The following is a 17,274-nucleotide window of genomic DNA, read 5'->3' on the forward strand; positions in this document are numbered from 1 at the left end:
GATATGTCTATAGAAGCATTGACCGCTTTTATCGCTGACTATATTGCCGGCCGACGGCAAACGAAGCTGGAAGCGTTTGATAAAAAGGTCGCGAAGAGCAGCGGTGAGGATAGCGCCTCTCTGGCGGCAGAGCGCCGCGAACTAGAGCTCAGCTATGAACCGAAAACATGGCTTACGGCTGCGGCGAAGCGAGCCGGGCAAATCAGCCTTGTGACTCATGCGGCAAAATTTACCCACGGAGATTCGAAAAGTAGCAGTATTTACAGTGAGACCGTAGTGAACGAAGGGTATCTCAACAGCGCGGCATTGCCAACACTGGAGACTGATGCGGTAGGAAACGCGGCTGCGCTGGATGTGGCTAAACTGCTGCAAACCTGTGTGGACGGCGATTCGCTGCTGTCGTGCTTGAATCGCAGTGACCACAGACCGTTTGCCGCCTTTACCGATGATGCCGCACAACTGGATGAGTGGATTAGCGGCTTTTCCTGCGCGCTGAACACCGGTGAGCCGACTTCGCACAAGCTGGCGAAACAAAGCTATTTCCCGGTGAAGGATGGTTATCATTTATTGAGCCCGCTGTTTGCAACCTCGCTTGTTCACGCTCTGCACCAGAAAATGGTTGCGTTACGCTTTGGTGACGATGTTAAAGCTATCTGGAAGGCTCGACGTGAGAAAACATGGCATCCGCGTCCGCTGGTACTGTTTCCGTATTTGGCAGAAATGCACTTCGGCGGTACCAAACCGCAGAATATCTCCTGGCTGAACAGCGTGCGCGGTGGGCGCGTCTGGCTGCTTTCCGCACAGCCGCCACAGTGGAAGCGTGTTGATAAACCACCTGTCAATTTGCGATCTATTTTTACGCCTGGAAGTCAGTTTGACCGGCGAGCGAACGGGGTTATTCAGCTACTGGTATCCCTGCTGACAAGAACGGGGGATTACAGTAACCACCGAATTCGACAGGCACGAGATGAGTATATTGATACGCTCATTGATCTTTTGTTTGTTGTTGCCGCAGACCTTCAGCGGCAGGAATGGCAGCATTGGACGCTACAGTGCCCGGACCTGAGAAGGCATCAGCAATTGTGGCTCGATCCCTGGCGGACAAAAACCGATGAAATATTCCGGATTGAGCGTGATAAAGGCGACTGGCAGGACCGTGTGGCGGAGGATTTTGCATTGTGGCTAAACGCACGCCTGCGTAAAGCGTTACCGGAAGTCGGTGCTGCCGAGAAACGAGAATGGGAAACGCGTGAACGGCTACGAACTAATCTACGTGAGCTTGAGAAAATCATACGGGAGGCCCTGAGATGAGTTCGCTGATCTTTCTTCGACGCATGCGGGTGGAAAATGCCAATGCGATTGCGGGCATCACCTGGGGCTTTCCGGCAATAACCCATTTTCTCGGTTTTACGCACGCCCTGTCACGTATGCTGACTCAAACCCATGAGCTCCGGCTTGATGGTTGCGCGGTGGTATGCCATGGACATCAAATTCATGCGCATACATCCGGCCGTGACTATCAGTTTGCGCTGACCCGTAATCCGCTGACCCGAGAAGGTAAAACGGCTTCTTTTAACGAAGAAGGGCGGATGCATCTGACGGTGTCGCTACTTCTTGAGTGTCACGGTGAAATTCCCTACGGCGAATATGGTCAACAGGAGCTGGCCGATTATCTGCTGGAAATTTGCCCGACTCTCAGGCTGGCTGGCGGAAGCATTGTCAGTATTGAGGATATTTCTGTACTGGATATGCCGGCCTCAGGAAGAGATATGAGTCGCCTACAGTGGCGATTGATGCCTGGTTTTGTGCTGCGTGACCGTAGTGCCTGGCTGGGCGAACACCATCAGACGCTTCTGGCAGCGAACCCGCAGGCCACATTATTGGATGCCTGGCTCGATTTTGCCTCGCTGAAAATACAGGCGGAGAGTCCGGAAGAGGGCGAGATACACGAAGGCGATCCTGCTACGTGGCATCGTGTCCCCAGACCACGTCCCGGGTATCTGGTCCCATTGATGACCGGATATCAGCGTATCTCTGAGCTGTATGCGCCCGGTGTTGTGGCGAACGCACGCGATGAGCTGACCCCCTTCGCTTTCACTGAGGCGGTCTACGGTATTGGCGAATGGTGCGGATTGCACCGGATTCATTCGTTGGAAGAGATCTTCTGGCGCTATCACACCACTGACACCGGTTATTACTGCCGGATCGCGGGCGCACCACTGGCGGCCGGGTAACATAAATAAAAGGATTAACACATGGCAAAGACTCCTACTGTCGTAAAAACGGCTTCTGTACTGGCATTTGAACGCAAACTGGCAACGTCCGACGCGGTGATGTATTCCGGAAGCTGGCAAGGAGGCGGCTGGCAACCGATCCGCATTCAGGAGAAGGCCGTACGCGGTACGATTTCTAATCGCCTGAAAAACGCGATTACCAGCGATCAGACAAAGCTGAATACCGAAATTCAGAAAGCCAACCTGCAACTTGTGGATGTTGCCGCTCTCCCGGCCGATGCCGATACGCTACAGGTAAAATTCACCCTGCGCGTGTTGGGAAACCTCTCCATGCCGTCCGTGTGTAACGATCGCACATATCAGGATGCGTTACAGAAAGTCATCGATGGCTATATCAGCGAGCATGGTTTTGCGGAACTGGCTCGTCGGTATGCGACTAATCTGGCAAATGGGCGCTTTTTGTGGCGTAACCGCGTTGGTGCGGAAAAAATCACTGTTAAGGTAAAGGGCAGCCAGTCTTGGGTCTTTGATGCATACAGCTACACATTGCGTGACTTTACCGTCCAGGAGCAGGATACAGAGCTGAGTTCGCTGGCGCAGGAGATTGAAAAAGGGCTGCATGGCGATAGTTTTGTCTTGCTGGAAGTCGAGGCGCAGGTGTTGTTAGGCTCAGGGCAGGAAGTTTTCCCTTCTCAGGAGCTGGTGCTGGACAGCAACAGCAGCAAGAGTCGTCTGTTGTACCAGGTTGATAACGTAGCGGGAATGCATTCACAGAAAATTGGTAATGCGCTGCGCACTATTGACACCTGGCATCCTCTGGCAGGTGAACTCGGGGCGATCGCCGTCGAACCTTACGGCTCGGTGACCAGCCGTGGCATCGCGTGCCGGCAGCCAGGAGATAAGATGGATTTTTATACCTTGCTGGATAACTGGGTAACGAAAGGCCAGCAACCGGATGTGGATCAGCAGCACTACGTGATGGCGATATTGATTCGCGGCGGCGTATTTGGCGAGAAGAGCGAATAAGGAGCCGTTATGGATCACTATCTGGAGATCCGCGTTCTTCCCGATCCTGAATTTGGTGAAGAGATGCTGATGGCGGCGCTGTTCGCTAAACTGCATCGCGCCCTGGCGGAAAGAGGCAAGGGCGATATTGGCGTGAGCTTCCCTTTACACGGTGTGAAACCGGGCGCAAGCCTGCGTTTGCACGGAAGCGCAAAGGCGTTGTGCGAACTGGAATCGCTATCATGGCGCAGAGGACTGGGCGATTACTGCCAGTGTACGGAGGTGATACCCGTGCCTGAAGTCAAAGGCTGGCGTTGCGTGAGTCGTATACAGGTAAAAAGCAGCCCTTCGCGGCTATTGCGGCGTTCGGTGAAAAAGGGTTGGTTGACGGAGAAGGAAGCACAGCAGAGGTTACTCACTATGCAGCAAGAGCAGACGGATTTACCGTGGATTAATTTGCGCAGTCTTTCGAACGGGCAATCGTTCCGTTTGTTTATCCGCCATGGCGATATTCTTGCCGTTCCTGTTGGTGGTGAGTTTTCAAACTATGGGTTAAGTTCGACGGCAACGGTGCCGTGGTTTTGAGATCGACAACCGACGCCCGGTTTTAGGGGGTCGGTTCTCAATATTTTGTCCATTTGTGAATATTACCCAGAACTCTGACGGGTAATCCTCTGTTCTGCAGCTAGATGAGCTGCGTGACCCGATTCGTGGGTAACTCACACTGTACCCATAGGCACGAGCAGGTGCTTTTTACTAGACCCTTTTATTTTCTCCGGTTGCAACTTACTGATTTTTATTAAGAGTAATGGCAAGACTAAAAGAGGGGGTAATGGATTATTTTTGGGTATTATTTATATAAAACAAATGGTTGAGTTGCTATGGCTTTAGTGCACTGCCGTACAGGCAGCTTAGAAACTGATGGTTGGTCGCGATGACTACCGGATTCGGTGCACTGCCGTACAGGCAGCTTAGAAACGTTTAACTTATTGATTAAATTGATATCTATGGTGCACTGCCGTACAGGCAGCTTAGAAATGCAGATTTATCCGGCTGGCATGCCAGCGCCAGTGCACTGCCGTACAGGCAGCTTAGAAACACCACCCGGGCGCGTATCCCCAGTGAACCGGGTGCACTGCCGTACAGGCAGCTTAGAAATAATGCACCGCATGCCCGCCCGCCTCGCAATAGTGCACTGCCGTACAGGCAGCTTAGAAACATGTGTTCCCGAGGTTTTTTACCGTTTCAGCATGCACTGCCGTACAGGCAGCTTAGAAAATCACCAACGGATCGGTACGCGATACAAACAGGTGCACTGCCGTACAGGTAGCTTAGAAAACACCGGGGGCATTTACTTTGAACGACTTCTTGTGCACTGCCGTACAGGCAGCTTAGAAATGTTCCATGCGCTGTTGCCGGGAGGGATCTACGTGCACTGCCGTACAGGCAGCTTAGAAACTGAGCACGTTTCGTCATGATGTCGCCATAACGTGCACTGCCGTACAGGCAGCTTAGAAACTGCAGGTGGCTGACTAGTATCAGGCCTGTTTTGTGCACTGCCGTACAGGCAGCTTAGAAAGGAGTCGACGATTTCGTCCAGGGGCAGCGTGACTAGTGCACTGCCGTACAGGCAGCTTAGAAAAATCGAGGAAACCACCGACGGGCCACTTCGCGTGCACTGCCGTACAGGCAGCTTATCAATTAACACCGGATCTTCAGGCTGAAATCTGTCATCGGTGTAGGCATTATTGACGATGATCTGGCCATTTTATATTGCCGCCCGGCCTCGTCAGGACAATAATCGCCCCTATGGATGTTTCCTCACTGAATACGGGTCGCCATGATCATAAAAATCGTTTGTCTGAGCCTTCTTTGCATCATCCTGCTCTCCCTTGGCGCCAGCCTGGCCCAGGCGATGCATCAGCGGGAGCTGCGTTCGCAGGACGGCTGGTGGTCCGCCCGCCGTGACTCTGCGGGTCTGGCGCCCGATCCCCACCAGAATGCCCGCCTGGCTATCGTGCAGGTCTATGCTGCGCCCACCTGGGGATGGAAAGGCGTGGTGGCGGTGCATCCCTGGATCATCTATAAACGCGCCGGTGAAACGGAGTATAACCGCTACGAAGTGATTAGCTGGGGAGGCGGGGATAAGGTGCGCCATAATAGCAACCCTCCGGACGGCTACTGGTTCGGCGCGAAACCACGTTTGCTGGTGGAGCACCGGGGAGCAGAGGCCGAAGCCATGATCCCGCAGATTGTCGCGGCAATTGCCTCCTATCCGTGGCCGGATACCTACCACGCGTGGCCGGGTCCTAACAGTAACACTTTCATTGCCCATATTGGGCGCGAGGTGCCCGCCCTTAAACTGGATCTGCCCGCCAACGCGGTGGGGAAAGATTTTCGCTCGCTGCTGGATCCGATTGGCTTACCGCCATCCGGGCGCGGAGTGCAGGTGTCGGTGCTCGGTATCGCCGGCGTAACGCTGGGGGCTGAAGAGGGATTTGAACTTAACATGCTGGGGCTGAACGTCGGCCTGGATTTCACGCCGCTACGTATCCGTCTGCCGTTTATTGGCGGCCTGGGCCATGATAATTTGCACAATGACACCGCGGAACACTCGCGATAAATGACGCCGATGCCTTCCCCGTTGGCATCGGTTAATAGCCAGACGCCCGGATGAAGGGGCCGAGCCGCAGGCTATGGTTATGGATTAAGGTCTTGACCCCGGCGTCGCCATCTTCGGCATCTCCTGTACAGGGCTTCGGCGACCTCCTGCCGTTAAGCAACCGGGGTTTATATCCTCGCACATCCCCCCTCCATGTGGATAGAAAGGTCAATATTGGCATCTTTATTGTTATGTTATAACATAACAATAAAGCGCTGCATTCATGCTTAGCGGCCCGAAACGAGTGGGCCAACGACCAATAAAGTACGAGGAGATGAAAGGCAATGTCCGAAACCAGCGTAGCAAGTCAGGGCGATAAGCGCCTTCCGGTGACCGTTCTGTCCGGGTTTTTGGGGGCGGGGAAAACGACCCTGCTCAACCATATTCTGCACAACCGGGAGGGCAGGCGCGTTGCGGTTATCGTCAATGATATGTCGGAGGTCAATATCGATGCCGCTCTGGTCCGGGAAGGGGGAGCTGAACTTTCACGTACCGATGAAAAACTGGTTGAAATGAGTAACGGCTGTATCTGCTGCACGCTGCGGGAAGATCTCCTGCTGGAAGTCCATCGCCTGGCGAAAGAAGGGCGTTTTGATCAGCTGGTTATCGAGTCTACCGGGATTTCTGAACCGCTTCCGGTTGCTGAAACCTTTACCTTTGCCGGCGATGACGGGCAAAGTCTTTCAACCGTGGCGCGTCTTGACACCATGGTTACCGTCGTGGATGCGTTCAATTTTCTGCAAGACTATGACTCCGCGGATAGCCTCCAGTCACGCGGAGAATCACTGGGCGAAGGCGATGAGCGCAGCGTGGTCGATCTGCTCATTGACCAGATTGAATTCTGTGATGTGCTGGTCCTGAACAAAGTCGATCTGATCAGCGACGAGCAAAAAGAAAAGCTGATGGCTATTTTGCGCTCGTTAAATCCACGGGCAAAACTGGTGGTCTCCCGGTTTGGTCAGGTAGCGCTGGATAAGGTGCTGAATACCGGGCTGTTTGATTTCGATCATGCCGCTCAGGCGCCAGGCTGGCTGAAGGAACTGCGCGGAGAGCATACGCCGGAAACGGAGGAGTATGGGATTAGCAGCTTTGTTTTTCGCGCCCGCCGGCCTTTCCATCCGGCCCGTTTCTGCGAGGTAATGGCGCATGAACTGGCCGGCGTGGTCAGATCGAAAGGGTATTTCTGGTTGGCAAGTCGTGCGGAATTTGCCGGTTGCTGGTCACAGGCGGGGGGCGTGGCGCGTCAGGAGCTGGGGGGAATGTGGTGGGCAAGTGTCCCCAGAGAACGCTGGCCTGAGGATGCGGAGTCGCTGAAGTTTATCCTCGCAAACTGGATGGATGGCGTTGGCGATGCCCGGCAGGAACTGGTGTTTATCGGAATGAATATGGATGAAACAGCGCTGCGCGCCAGGCTGGCGTCCGCCCTGCTAACGGACGAAGAAATGGCGGAAGGGCCGCGCGGCTGGCGTCACTATCCCGACCCGCTTGAGCCCTGGTTTACCGCGTGAACGACCGGGAACGGGGGCAGTTTATCGCCCTCTGGCGATGCGCATTAGCAGTCCTGGATTCGCCCGTTCGCCAGCCAGCGTCCAGCCATGCGCCGTACATATTTCCTGGCAAATCGACAGACCCAAGCCGGCGCCATGATCCCGCCGGTGCGCTCCGCGCCAAAAGCGGGTAAACAGCAGCGGAAGTTCTTCCGCAGCAGCTCCGGGCCCCCGGTCTCTGACGCAGATGTTGTCCGCACTGAGGGTGATGCTTATCACCGAGCCGCCCGGGGCGTGTTGAATGGCGTTTTCTATCAGATTTTTCAGGAGTGTGAACAGGGCGCCACGGTCCGCACGCCATATCAATCGCGCCGGGGGACCCTCTATTGAGAGTTGGATCTGCGATTCGTCCGCGATCCTCCCAAGGAACGCCACAACATCACGGACGCTTTCCGCCACATCGACATCTGAGTAATGGTAGCTCAGGGGCTCGCTGGCTTCCGCCAGTAACAAAAGCTGCTGAACATGGCGCGTCAGGTGTTCGACCTGAGCCAGCAGCGGCGCCCGAATATCAGGGCCCACCTCCATCAGATCGAGCTCGGCGCGTATCAGCGCCAGAGGGGTTTTCAGCTCATGGGCCGCCTGGGCAAGAAAATCCTGCTGAATTCTGAATCCCTTTTCAATACGGTCGAGCGCAGCATTGAAGTTGTTGATAAGCGGGGCGATCTCAAGCGGGATCCGATCGCTCTGCAGCCTATCGCCCAGCGATTTCGGGGAGAGCTCGGCGGCGGCGAGGGATGCTTTCCTGAGCGGTCTGAGGGAATATTTGAGACTGAAGTATGCGCAGACAGTAAATATAAATAACAGGATCGCACCAAATGCCAGGATGCCGAAGCTGATGAACGGGATGGCGAACTCCTGATGCAGGAAGTCAACGATGCGCGAGCTTACCGTCAGCTGGACGAACCAGCTTTTCCCGCCATGTTCGATGCGTTCGGTGGCGCCATTTTGTACGACGCCGTTATTTTCAACAGAGAAGCGCCCTTTCTCCAGCCGGCTGCTCATGCCGTCCCGGGGCCAGCTTTTTGCTCCGGGAGACATCAGCGCCACATTTCCGTCTTCATCCAGCACGCGCCAGGCTGTCTCCTGGGATAGGCTGTCGTAGATCCATAGCGGATGCTCACTGCTATTATGGAAACCGACAGGGCGTCCTGCACCGTCGAACGCCAGCAGCCGCGCCAGACTGAGCGTACGCTCGGGCATGGCCATGCCCGGCAGGCGCTCTTGCGCAATGGCGCCGAGCAAGACCAGCAGGCCGATGCTCAGCAGCGCGCCAGCAACGTAGGCCAGCAAGATCCGAAACGCCAGGCTACGGAGCCACGTCGGTGGGGTGAAGCGCATAGCCCTGACCTCTGATATTGACGATCTGCAGACCGGAACCGATCGCCTTAAGTTTACGGCGGAGGCGATGCAGAGCGACGTCCAGCGCGTTAGGCGTTACCGATTCGGTCAATCCCCAGCCGGCGGCTTCCAGGGCGCTACGGCGGACGATCCCGCCTTGCTTGCGCACCAGCGCCAGCATGATCTGCACTTCGGCCGGCGCGAGCAGGATACTTTCGACGCCGCAGCGAAGCGTGCCGGCGTCCGGGACAAGCTGCACGTCACCGTGCTCTGGTTGCAGCGGTTGGCTCAGGGACGGGCGGCGCAGCAGCGCCCGGACGCGTGCGACCAGCTCCGCCATGGCAAACGGCTTTGGCAGGTAGTCATCCGCGCCGGCTTCCAGGCCTTCCACCCGGTCGTGCAGCGCGTCTCTGGCGGTAAGTATCAGGCACGGGATGGTCACTCCGGCCTGGCGCATTCTCTGCAATAAATGCACGCCGTCCCCGTCAGGCAGGCCGCGATCCAGCACCAGCCCCTGATAGGAGACCAGTTGCATCGCCTGCCATGTGAACTCGCCGCGATCCACTACGTCCACCGCAATACCGGCGTTGGCTAATCCCTTACATATGAGTCTGGCCAGATGCTCATGATCTTCGACTAAAAGGATTCTGCCCATTAAAAGTGATAGAGATATCCAAGGAAAACGCGGTTTTCGGTTGAACGGTCCACTAACGGACTGTCCGTGACGGCGGCGGCCAGATGTCTGGCCCGGATGTCAAACATCAGCGAATGGCGCTCATTGAACCGGTAGACGCCCAGCAGGCCAACTTCGGTATTGATGCCAGATTCGCCGCGGTAGGCTGGGCGTCCGTTTCTGACCTCATCCGCCCGCACGCCATAATAGTAGTCAACATACCTGTTGTCATGCCACAACGCGCCGATACGAGGCGTGAGGGTAAAACGTTCCCCCGGTTGCCACGATCGTTCCAGATTCAGGCTGAAACGTTGTCCATCGCTGTTGCCAGCCACATCGTGCGTCCAGTCCGCGCTGATGTTCGCCAGGCTGGTCTGCCACTCTACCTTTGCGCCAGCCCAGAGACCACTTTTGCGCTTCGCCATGCCTTCCAGCGCCCATGAATCATCGGCCTCATAGCCGGCCCCCTCCCAGCGGGCAAGGAGGCGGACATTGATCCTGTTCGTCGCGCTGAACTGCAGGCCCGGCAGTTTAGCCTCGAGGGTGGTTCCGAAGAAGCGGACGTACCTGTTTTCGATATGCAGCAAGGGAAGTACGCTGGTATCGCGATCAACACCGGTATACGGCTTCTGCAAATTGACGACGCCCAGGCCAAGACCCCAGGTGGTTTTTTCTGAACTTGCCTCGTCGGCGAGGACGGTAGGGGAGGCGAATACCAGCCCGCCGGCGAGAGCGGCGGCCATCAACCGCGTAACAGTCGGTTGACCGGCGAGAAACAGGGGGGGAAAGCCCATGGTTATATTCCTGATGAGGGTATTGAATGTCCCCATCATCAGAAGAGCTCCCTTACTCGTTTCTTACTGAGCACGAATTAGTTTTCACGTGACCTCTGACGGCCTTTTTCAGGTCACGGGGTCGGGATGTCTGGATAGCGCTGCATCCCCGCGCCGATCGATTTCGCAGCAGATCAAACCGCCGATGGAGACGCTCATCCTCCTGACATCACCTCGGAAACCGGCATTACAACTGGAACGATGCCAGGCATGAGGCTGGTTTCTGGCGTCTTCGCGAAGCTCTTATACTTTTCAGTGAAATATTGGGCTAACGTCCGAAGGACCTTCGTTTGTCTGGCCGGCAGCATAACTACCAAAACATAATATTCGCGTAGCATGAAAATGGATTTCAACGCGGCGGAACAGAGGGATTCTATGGGGATTACGCAGAGGAAAGTATGGAGAAATCACACCTTTCAATAGCCTGCAGACGATTGCTAATGTCTGCGGAATAAAGAATGGTGCGTCCGAGTGGACTCGAACCACCGACCCCCACCATGTCAAGGTGGTGCTCTAACCAACTGAGCTACGGACGCATTATGGTGCGTTTAATTGGACTCGAACCAACGACCCCCACCATGTCAAGGTGGTGCTCTAACCAACTGAGCTATAAACGCATTATGGTGCGTTCAATTGGACTCGAACCAACGACCCCCACCATGTCAAGGTGGTGCTCTAACCAACTGAGCTATGAACGCAATGTTGTGGTGACAACGGGGACGCATATTAGCGATCGGGAGGGGTTGTGGCAAGAGGCAAACGCCACTTTTCTTTCAGATCTCACGCGATTGCGGAAGTTTTATGCATATTGTCTATATTTTACTGATGGTAAAGGATATTTCTTATCCACCCACCCTGTTGCGCGCGCCGCTCACGGGCCACGCGGCGCGCTGAAATTCTCAGCGACGGGGTAAGGGGAAGCGCAGACGGTGGTATTTATCGCGGTAAGAACGGCTTGCGCGTGGCGTCAGCGCCTGCGCAATGGAGAAAAACCGGGGGGTTATTTAAAAATAAGCCGCAGGGTAAAAAGCGCGCAGAGGATCAGCAGGATCAGTATGAGCTCAAAACGGTAGCGCCGCAGCATGGTCCTCTCCTGAAAAAAAACGGCGCTGAAGCAGCGCCGATTTATGATTAACTCAACTTCGCGCAAGCATTACGCTGCCGGCTGTGCAGCCGATTTAGCGGCCTGATGTTTGGTTGTTTTGTGGTGTTTTTTGGTTGCCTGAGCTTTCTGCGCTACCGGTTTTGTGGCGGGTTTAGTCGCCGCTTTATGGTGTTTTTTAGCGGCCTGGGCTTTCTGCGCGGCGGCCGGTTTTACAGCCGCTTTCTTGTGCTTTTTCGCCGCCTGAGCTTTCTGCTCTGCAGCGGGTTTAGCGGCGGCTTTATGGTGTTTCTTGTGATGGGTGGTTTTGGCAGCGGTGCTGTGAGTGGCAGCAGCCGGAGCCGGAGCGGTGCTTGCCGCATCGGCAGCGAAAGCAACAGAAGACAGACCCATAGCAGCGGCAACGACCAGAGCTAATACTTTTTTCATTCTGATATCCTCGAAAATGTTTCTTCAGTGTGAACCCCACTGCGGGGCTGTTGAAACCTACTATAGGCTTCTCTTTTCGCGGCTTCAGTGAGCGTTTGGTATCGGCAGGTAACGGAATGTACAACGGTTGTGGCGGGAGAGAAAGTATAAGAATCTCCGCTAACAGGAAGGCGTTAGCGGAGGTTGCTATGTCGTTTAGCCGCGGGTCGTTTGCGCAAGCGTCGTCAGCAGCTCCTGGCGGGTCATGCGCACACAATAGGCGGGTCTGCCGCGTTCAAAACGCCATCCTTCGGACAGGGGGCCGGCATCAACCGCGTCAAAACCAAACGCCTCATACAGCGCGGCGGCGATGTTTTTGCCTTCTTCATCATCGCCTGCCAGCGGTAGCGCGCGGCGATTTTCCGCACCGGCGGGTAGGCCATCGCTTTCGAGTTGCGTCATTGGGATGGCGTTAAACGCTTTGGTGACTCTGGCTGCGGGCAAGATATGTGCTAATAATTCACTGGTGGTGGTTTGCCCGGCATCGAGCCGGGAGATCTCGCCATCGCGCTCGGGGTAGTAATTTACCGCATCAATGACATGTTTATTGTTAATACCGGCGACCGGCAACGCATTCACCGCGCTGAGTGGCACGGCGATCACCACCACCTCGCCAAATTCGGCGGCATCGTTGGCGCTGCCAATCTGACAACCGATCATTGGACGCAGACTGAAAAGCGTCTGCGGCCCCCGTGAGTTACTGAGCATGACGTCATGCCCGGCCTGCAGCGCAAGTTTCGCGATAGACCGCCCGACAAAACCGGCGCCAATAATTCCAATCTTCATTTTTCACTCCTGACGAATTGTCCCGCTGAGTGAATAAATTTAATTCCCTCATCATAGAAGATAAATCGTAAGATGGTTGAATGATAAACAACTCAAATGAGTGAATTATGGATCAGCTCACCAGCATGAAGGTGTTCGTCAAGGCCGCAGAAGCGGGCTCATTTGCTGCGGTTGCTGAACAGATGCGGCTATCGCCGCAGATGGTCGCCCGTCACGTGGCCGCGCTTGAGGCACACCTCGGGACCGCATTGATCGCCCGCACCACGCGACGGCAGACGCTCACCGATATCGGCCGGAGCTACTATGAGCGTTGTCGGGTGGTGCTGGCCGAGGTCGCCGAGGCGGATGCGGTGGCGCTGGAGATGAAAGCGACCCCTGCAGGTATCATCCGGGTCAATGCGCCGGTTACCTTCGGTTCCCATGCGCTATCGACATTTATCGCCGATTATCTCGCCCGTTATCCCGATGTTGAGGTCGAGCTGACGCTCAGCGATCGCATTGTCGACCCGATTGAAGAAGAGTTTGAGGTGATTATTCGCATCGGCGAACTGGCCGATAGCTCGATGGTCGCATGGCCGCTGCTCCCTTACCGCTTAATTACCTGCGCCTCTCCCGACTATATTTTGCGCCACGGTGAACCGCAATCGCCGGACGACCTTCAGCGGCACTCCTGCCTGGTCTACGGTCACTGGTCGGCCATCAACGCCTGCCGCTGGCAATTCGACAAAGACGGCTCGACGCTGGAGGTCAAACCCGCCGGGCGCTTCCGTTCAAATGACTGGAAAGCGTTGATGAATGCCGCTATCGCCGGGCATGGCATCACCCTGGGGCCGGAGGAGGTGCTGAGAGGCGAAGTTGAACAGGGGAGGCTGGTGCAGGTCTTAGCGGAATTCTCCGGGCCTTCGCGCCCGATGCATGTCCTCGTCCCCGCCGGGCGCAGAAGGACGACGAAAATAAAATGTTTTGTGGAGGCGCTAAGAAAAGCGCTAGGCCCGCGTTGAATCAACATCAACCGGAGTAAGGGCACCCCGTCAATGGGGTGCCGTATAGGGCATCAACGCGCCGCGCGCTGCAAAATCACGTTTGAGGGCTGACGCTGCAGGAAGCGCATACGCAGCATCATCATAATCGCCGCCGAGGTTAAACCGATAATAAACCCGCACCAGAAGCCTGCCGGACCCATGCGCGGGACGATAATATCGGTTAAAGCCAGCAGGTAGCCGCTGGGCAGCCCCAGCACCCAGTAAGCGGTGAAGGTGATAAAGAAGATCGAACGCGTATCTTTATAACCACGCAGGATCCCGCTACCAATAACCTGCACGGAGTCGGAAATCTGATACACCGCCGCCAGCAGCATCAGCTGGGAAGCCAGCAGCACGACTTCCGGGTTGTCGTTATACAGCAGGGCAATCTGTTCACGCATCAGGATGGTGAAAATCGCCGTGATCACCGCCATACAGACGCCGACGCCCACCCCGGTTCTGGCCGAAACCTGCGCATCCAGGGTGGAGCCCTGGCCGAGGCGGAAACCGACGCGGATGGTGACCGCCGCCGCCAGCGACAGTGGTAAAACGAACATCAGCGAACTGAAGTTAAGGGCGATCTGGTGGCCGGCAACATCGACAATACCCAGTGGAGAAACCAGCAGTGCGACAACGGCAAACAGGGTCACTTCGAAAAACAGCGCCAGCGCAATCGGCAGTCCGAGCTGAACCAGGCGTTTCAGGACGCTAAAATCCGGTTTGCTGAACCCCTCGCTGCTGCGAATATCGCGCATCGAACGGGCGCGGCGCACCCAGGCGATCATGCTGATAAACATTACCCAGTATACGGACGCCGTCGCCACGCCGCAGCCAATGCCGCCCAGTTCCGGCATGCCAAAGTGACCATAGATAAAGATATAGTTCACCGGAATATTCACAACCAGGCCGATAAAACCCATGACCATCCCCGGCTTGGTTTTCGCCAGACCTTCGCACTGGTTACGCGCGACCTGGAAGAAAAGATAGCCCGGCGCGCCCCACAGCAGCGCCCGCAGATAGCCCACGGCTTTTTCCGCCAGCGCCGGGTCGATATTATGCATCGAACTGATGATATAGCCGGCATTCCACAGCACCACCATCACCAGCAGGGAGACGAACCCCGCCAGCCAGAACCCCTGACGCACCTGATGGGCAATACGATCGCGGCGCCCGGAGCCGTTCAGCTGGGCGATAACCGGGGTCAGGGCCAGCAGCAGGCCGTGGCCAAAGAGAATGGCGGGCAGCCAGATAGAGGTGCCAATGGCCACCGCCGCCATGTCGGTGGCGCTATAGCCTCCCGCCATTACGGTATCGACAAAGCCCATTGATGTTTGGGCGACCTGAGCAAGGATCACCGGAATTGCCAGGGCTAATAACTGACGCGCTTCAATAAAATACTTCTGCACGTGAACACCTTTTATATTGTTGTTATTTTGCGACTAAAAAAGCCGCCTTAGATGGCAGCAAGAAGAAAGAGCAGAGGGATTTGCCAGACTATTGTAGCGAGGATACGCCATTAAGCCAGTGAAAAAATGGTAGGGGCACGATGCGCGCTGGCAACCTTTTTTATCAGCTGTTATTGTTCCAGGCAGGTATAACGGTAATGATACCGTCACGAAAGTCTACAGGAGCAAAGCATGTTTACTGGCATTGTGCAGGGGACCGCTAAAGTGGTGTCCATTGATGAAAAACCCAATTTTCGCACCCATGTGGTGGAGCTGCCGGAGCATATGCTCGCAGGCCTCGAAACCGGGGCATCGGTGGCGCACAATGGCTGTTGTCTGACGGTTACCGAAATTGACGGCCCGCGCATCAGTTTTGATCTGATGAAAGAGACGCTGCGTATTACTAACCTCGGTGCGGTGCAGGAAGGCGACGTGGTCAACGTGGAGCGCGCGGCCAAGTTCAGCGATGAAATCGGTGGGCACCTGATGTCCGGGCATATTATGACCACCGCGGAAGTCGTCAAGATCCTGACCTCGGAAAATAACCGGCAGATCTGGTTTAAGGTCCAGGATCCGACCCTGATGAAATATATTCTGTATAAAGGCTTTATTGGCGTCGACGGAATTAGCCTGACGGTAGGTGAAGTCACTCCGACGCGTTTCTGCGTACATCTGATCCCGGAAACGCTCCAGCGCACGACGCTGGGGGCGAAAAAACTCGGCGACCGGGTGAATATCGAGATCGACCCGCAGACTCAGGCGGTGGTGGATACCGTCGAGCGGGTGCTGGCGGCGAAAGAAGCGGCGCAAAAAATCAGCGAAGAGTAACGCAGAATTAACGGCAGCATAAAAGAAAAATCCCCCGTATTACCGGGGGATTTTTTTACCGAGCGACGCGGAGTCCATTTTCGGCGCCGCGGGAAAAGACCACCTGCCAGAGCTGAATATCCCGCGCACGAAAAGCGCCTGCGCAGGCATTCAGGTAGTAACTGAACATGCGTTTAAAACGTTCCGAGTAGTTATCGGCGATTTCCGGCCAGCTGGCCAGAAAACGCTCATACCAGGCCATCAGCGTCGTGTCGTAATCGGCCCCGATGTTGTGCCAGTCCTCCATCACGAAATGCGATTCGCTGGCCTGCGCAATCTGGCGCACCGACGGTAAGCAGCCGTTAGGGAAGATATATTTATTAATCCATGGATCGACGTTGTGGTCCGTTTTTTTCGAACCAATGGTGTGCAGTAAGAAACGGCCATCGGCGCTCAGGTTGCGGTCGACCACCGAAAAGTAGGTGTCATAGTTTTTAGGGCCGACGTGTTCAAACATCCCGACGGAAACAATACGGTCAAAACTATCATCTAAGTCGCGATAGTCCTGCAGCAAAATAGTGACGTCTAGCCCTTCGCAGCGCTGTTGCGCCATTTTTTGCTGTTCTGCAGAAATGGTGACGCCGACCACGCTAACCTGGTAATTTTTGGCCATGTAATAAGCCAGGCCGCCCCAGCCGCAGCCAATATCCAGCACCCGCATGCCTGGCTCCAGCTCCAGCTTGCGGCAAATAAGATCGAGTTTTGCCTGCTGAGCTTGTTCCAGCGTTTGCGCATCTTTCCAGTAAGCACAGGAATATTGCATATAGGGGTCGAGCATGCGGCTGAAAAGATCGTTGCCAAGATCGTAGTGCTCTTTGCCGACGATCCACGCACGTTTTTTACTTTGTAGATTGAACAGGCGTGCGCTCGCGATACGCAGCGTGTCTTTCAGATGGTGAGGAAGCTGACTTTCCAGTCCGGCGCGAAGCACTTTATGGAAGAATATATCCAGCCGTTCGCAATCCCACCAGCCGTCCATATAACTTTCACCTAACCCCAGAGACCCTTCCTGTAAAACACGTTTAAAAAAGAGCGGGTTTTTAATCCGGAGATCGGAGGGGGCGGGCCCATTAATTTCAATGCCCGCGCGACCGAGCAACTCGGCTGCAATTCGGTACCAGTCGTCGTTTGGTACGCTTACTTCTTCTATACACGATGAACTCATAGCTTCTCCATCACGCCCAAGTGATCAGAACCTTAAAACAGCGTAGACGCTTTTTTGGCTTTGTGAGAAATCTCACGGAATATCCGTGAAGCTGCTATCCGACGTAGAACAGAGGAAGGGTGAT

15 protein-coding genes, 3 tRNA genes and 1 CRISPR repeat array are annotated in these 17,274 nt (G+C 55.4%); of the genes, 8 read left to right on the plus strand and 10 right to left on the minus strand.

Annotated features, from left to right (window positions below):
* Positions 1 to 3: 3 nt before the first annotated feature.
* From csy1 to zigA, 6 genes are all read left to right on the plus strand, one after another.
* Positions 4 to 1,311, plus strand: a complete 1,308-nt coding sequence (gene csy1, locus EDF73_RS19775; RefSeq protein WP_132730759.1) for a type I-F CRISPR-associated protein Csy1 — start codon at positions 4 to 6, stop codon at positions 1,309 to 1,311.
* A complete protein-coding gene (gene csy2 / locus EDF73_RS19780) occupies positions 1,308 to 2,234 on the plus strand; it encodes a type I-F CRISPR-associated protein Csy2 (RefSeq protein ID WP_132730760.1) in 927 nt (308 codons plus the stop codon). The genes csy1 and csy2 overlap by 4 nt, the downstream gene beginning before the upstream one ends.
* A gap of 21 nt (positions 2,235 to 2,255) precedes the next feature.
* The gene (csy3, locus tag EDF73_RS19785; RefSeq protein ID WP_132730761.1) at positions 2,256 to 3,260 is read left to right on the plus strand and encodes a type I-F CRISPR-associated protein Csy3; all 1,005 of its coding nucleotides are present in this window, start codon (positions 2,256 to 2,258) and stop codon (positions 3,258 to 3,260) included.
* Positions 3,261 to 3,269: 9 nt separating this feature from the next.
* Complete coding sequence (gene cas6f, locus EDF73_RS19790) at positions 3,270 to 3,824, plus strand: type I-F CRISPR-associated endoribonuclease Cas6/Csy4 (RefSeq protein ID WP_132730762.1); 555 nt, start codon at positions 3,270 to 3,272, stop codon at positions 3,822 to 3,824.
* Between the two features lie 305 nt (positions 3,825 to 4,129).
* A CRISPR array of direct repeats spans positions 4,130 to 4,940; the repeat unit is 27 nt; unit sequence TGCACTGCCGTACAGGCAGCTTAGAAA.
* A gap of 139 nt (positions 4,941 to 5,079) precedes the next feature.
* A complete protein-coding gene (locus EDF73_RS19795; RefSeq protein ID WP_132730763.1) occupies positions 5,080 to 5,862 on the plus strand; it encodes a DUF3750 domain-containing protein in 783 nt (260 codons plus the stop codon).
* Between the two features lie 323 nt (positions 5,863 to 6,185).
* Positions 6,186 to 7,409 carry a zinc metallochaperone GTPase ZigA gene (zigA, locus tag EDF73_RS19800; protein ID WP_132730764.1) on the plus strand — a complete coding sequence of 408 codons (1,224 nt, stop codon included), beginning with the start codon at positions 6,186 to 6,188 and terminating at the stop codon, positions 7,407 to 7,409.
* Between the two features lie 21 nt (positions 7,410 to 7,430).
* Here zigA and EDF73_RS19805 read toward each other — a convergent pair whose 3' ends face one another.
* The 8 genes from EDF73_RS19805 to EDF73_RS19840 all read right to left on the minus strand — a co-directional run bounded on the left by EDF73_RS19805 (position 7,431) and on the right by EDF73_RS19840 (position 12,651).
* Positions 7,431 to 8,789, minus strand: coding sequence for an ATP-binding protein (locus tag EDF73_RS19805; protein WP_132730765.1), 1,359 nt, complete (start codon positions 8,787 to 8,789; stop codon positions 7,431 to 7,433).
* Positions 8,758 to 9,444, minus strand: a complete 687-nt coding sequence (locus tag EDF73_RS19810) for a response regulator transcription factor (protein WP_132730766.1) — start codon at positions 9,442 to 9,444, stop codon at positions 8,758 to 8,760. The genes EDF73_RS19805 and EDF73_RS19810 overlap by 32 nt, the downstream gene beginning before the upstream one ends.
* Positions 9,444 to 10,295: a MipA/OmpV family protein gene (locus EDF73_RS19815; protein WP_243655240.1), complete on the minus strand. Its 852-nt coding sequence runs from the start codon at positions 10,293 to 10,295 to the stop codon at positions 9,444 to 9,446. The genes EDF73_RS19810 and EDF73_RS19815 overlap by 1 nt, the downstream gene beginning before the upstream one ends.
* Before the next feature lie 459 nt (positions 10,296 to 10,754).
* A tRNA-Val gene (locus EDF73_RS19820) sits at positions 10,755 to 10,831 on the minus strand.
* 4 nt (positions 10,832 to 10,835) lie between these two features.
* Positions 10,836 to 10,912, minus strand: a tRNA-Val gene (locus tag EDF73_RS19825).
* Between the two features lie 4 nt (positions 10,913 to 10,916).
* Positions 10,917 to 10,993, minus strand: a tRNA-Val gene (locus EDF73_RS19830).
* Positions 10,994 to 11,448: 455 nt separating this feature from the next.
* A complete protein-coding gene (gene asr / locus EDF73_RS19835; RefSeq protein ID WP_132730767.1) occupies positions 11,449 to 11,826 on the minus strand; it encodes an acid resistance repetitive basic protein Asr in 378 nt (125 codons plus the stop codon).
* 195 nt (positions 11,827 to 12,021) lie between these two features.
* Positions 12,022 to 12,651 carry an NAD(P)-binding domain-containing protein gene (locus EDF73_RS19840; protein ID WP_132730768.1) on the minus strand — a complete coding sequence of 210 codons (630 nt, stop codon included), beginning with the start codon at positions 12,649 to 12,651 and terminating at the stop codon, positions 12,022 to 12,024.
* Positions 12,652 to 12,758: 107 nt separating this feature from the next.
* On the opposite strand from EDF73_RS19840, the gene EDF73_RS19845 reads away from it, so the two are divergent.
* Positions 12,759 to 13,652, plus strand: coding sequence for a LysR family transcriptional regulator (locus EDF73_RS19845; RefSeq protein WP_132730769.1), 894 nt, complete (start codon positions 12,759 to 12,761; stop codon positions 13,650 to 13,652).
* Between the two features lie 53 nt (positions 13,653 to 13,705).
* Here the strand turns inward: EDF73_RS19845 and mdtK are convergent, their stop codons facing one another.
* Positions 13,706 to 15,079, minus strand: a complete 1,374-nt coding sequence (gene mdtK, locus EDF73_RS19850; RefSeq protein ID WP_132730770.1) for an MdtK family multidrug efflux MATE transporter — start codon at positions 15,077 to 15,079, stop codon at positions 13,706 to 13,708.
* A gap of 231 nt (positions 15,080 to 15,310) precedes the next feature.
* Here mdtK and EDF73_RS19855 point away from each other — a divergent pair, with 231 nt between their 5' ends.
* Positions 15,311 to 15,946, plus strand: a complete 636-nt coding sequence (locus EDF73_RS19855; protein ID WP_132730771.1) for a riboflavin synthase subunit alpha — start codon at positions 15,311 to 15,313, stop codon at positions 15,944 to 15,946.
* Between the two features lie 55 nt (positions 15,947 to 16,001).
* On the opposite strand, the gene cfa is transcribed toward EDF73_RS19855, so the two are convergent.
* Positions 16,002 to 17,150 carry a cyclopropane fatty acyl phospholipid synthase gene (gene cfa, locus EDF73_RS19860; RefSeq protein ID WP_132730772.1) on the minus strand — a complete coding sequence of 383 codons (1,149 nt, stop codon included), beginning with the start codon at positions 17,148 to 17,150 and terminating at the stop codon, positions 16,002 to 16,004.
* Positions 17,151 to 17,274 lie beyond the last annotated feature (124 nt).

The sequence above is a fragment of the Klebsiella sp. BIGb0138 genome (assembly GCF_004342285.1).
Classification (GTDB): domain Bacteria; phylum Pseudomonadota; class Gammaproteobacteria; order Enterobacterales; family Enterobacteriaceae; genus Klebsiella.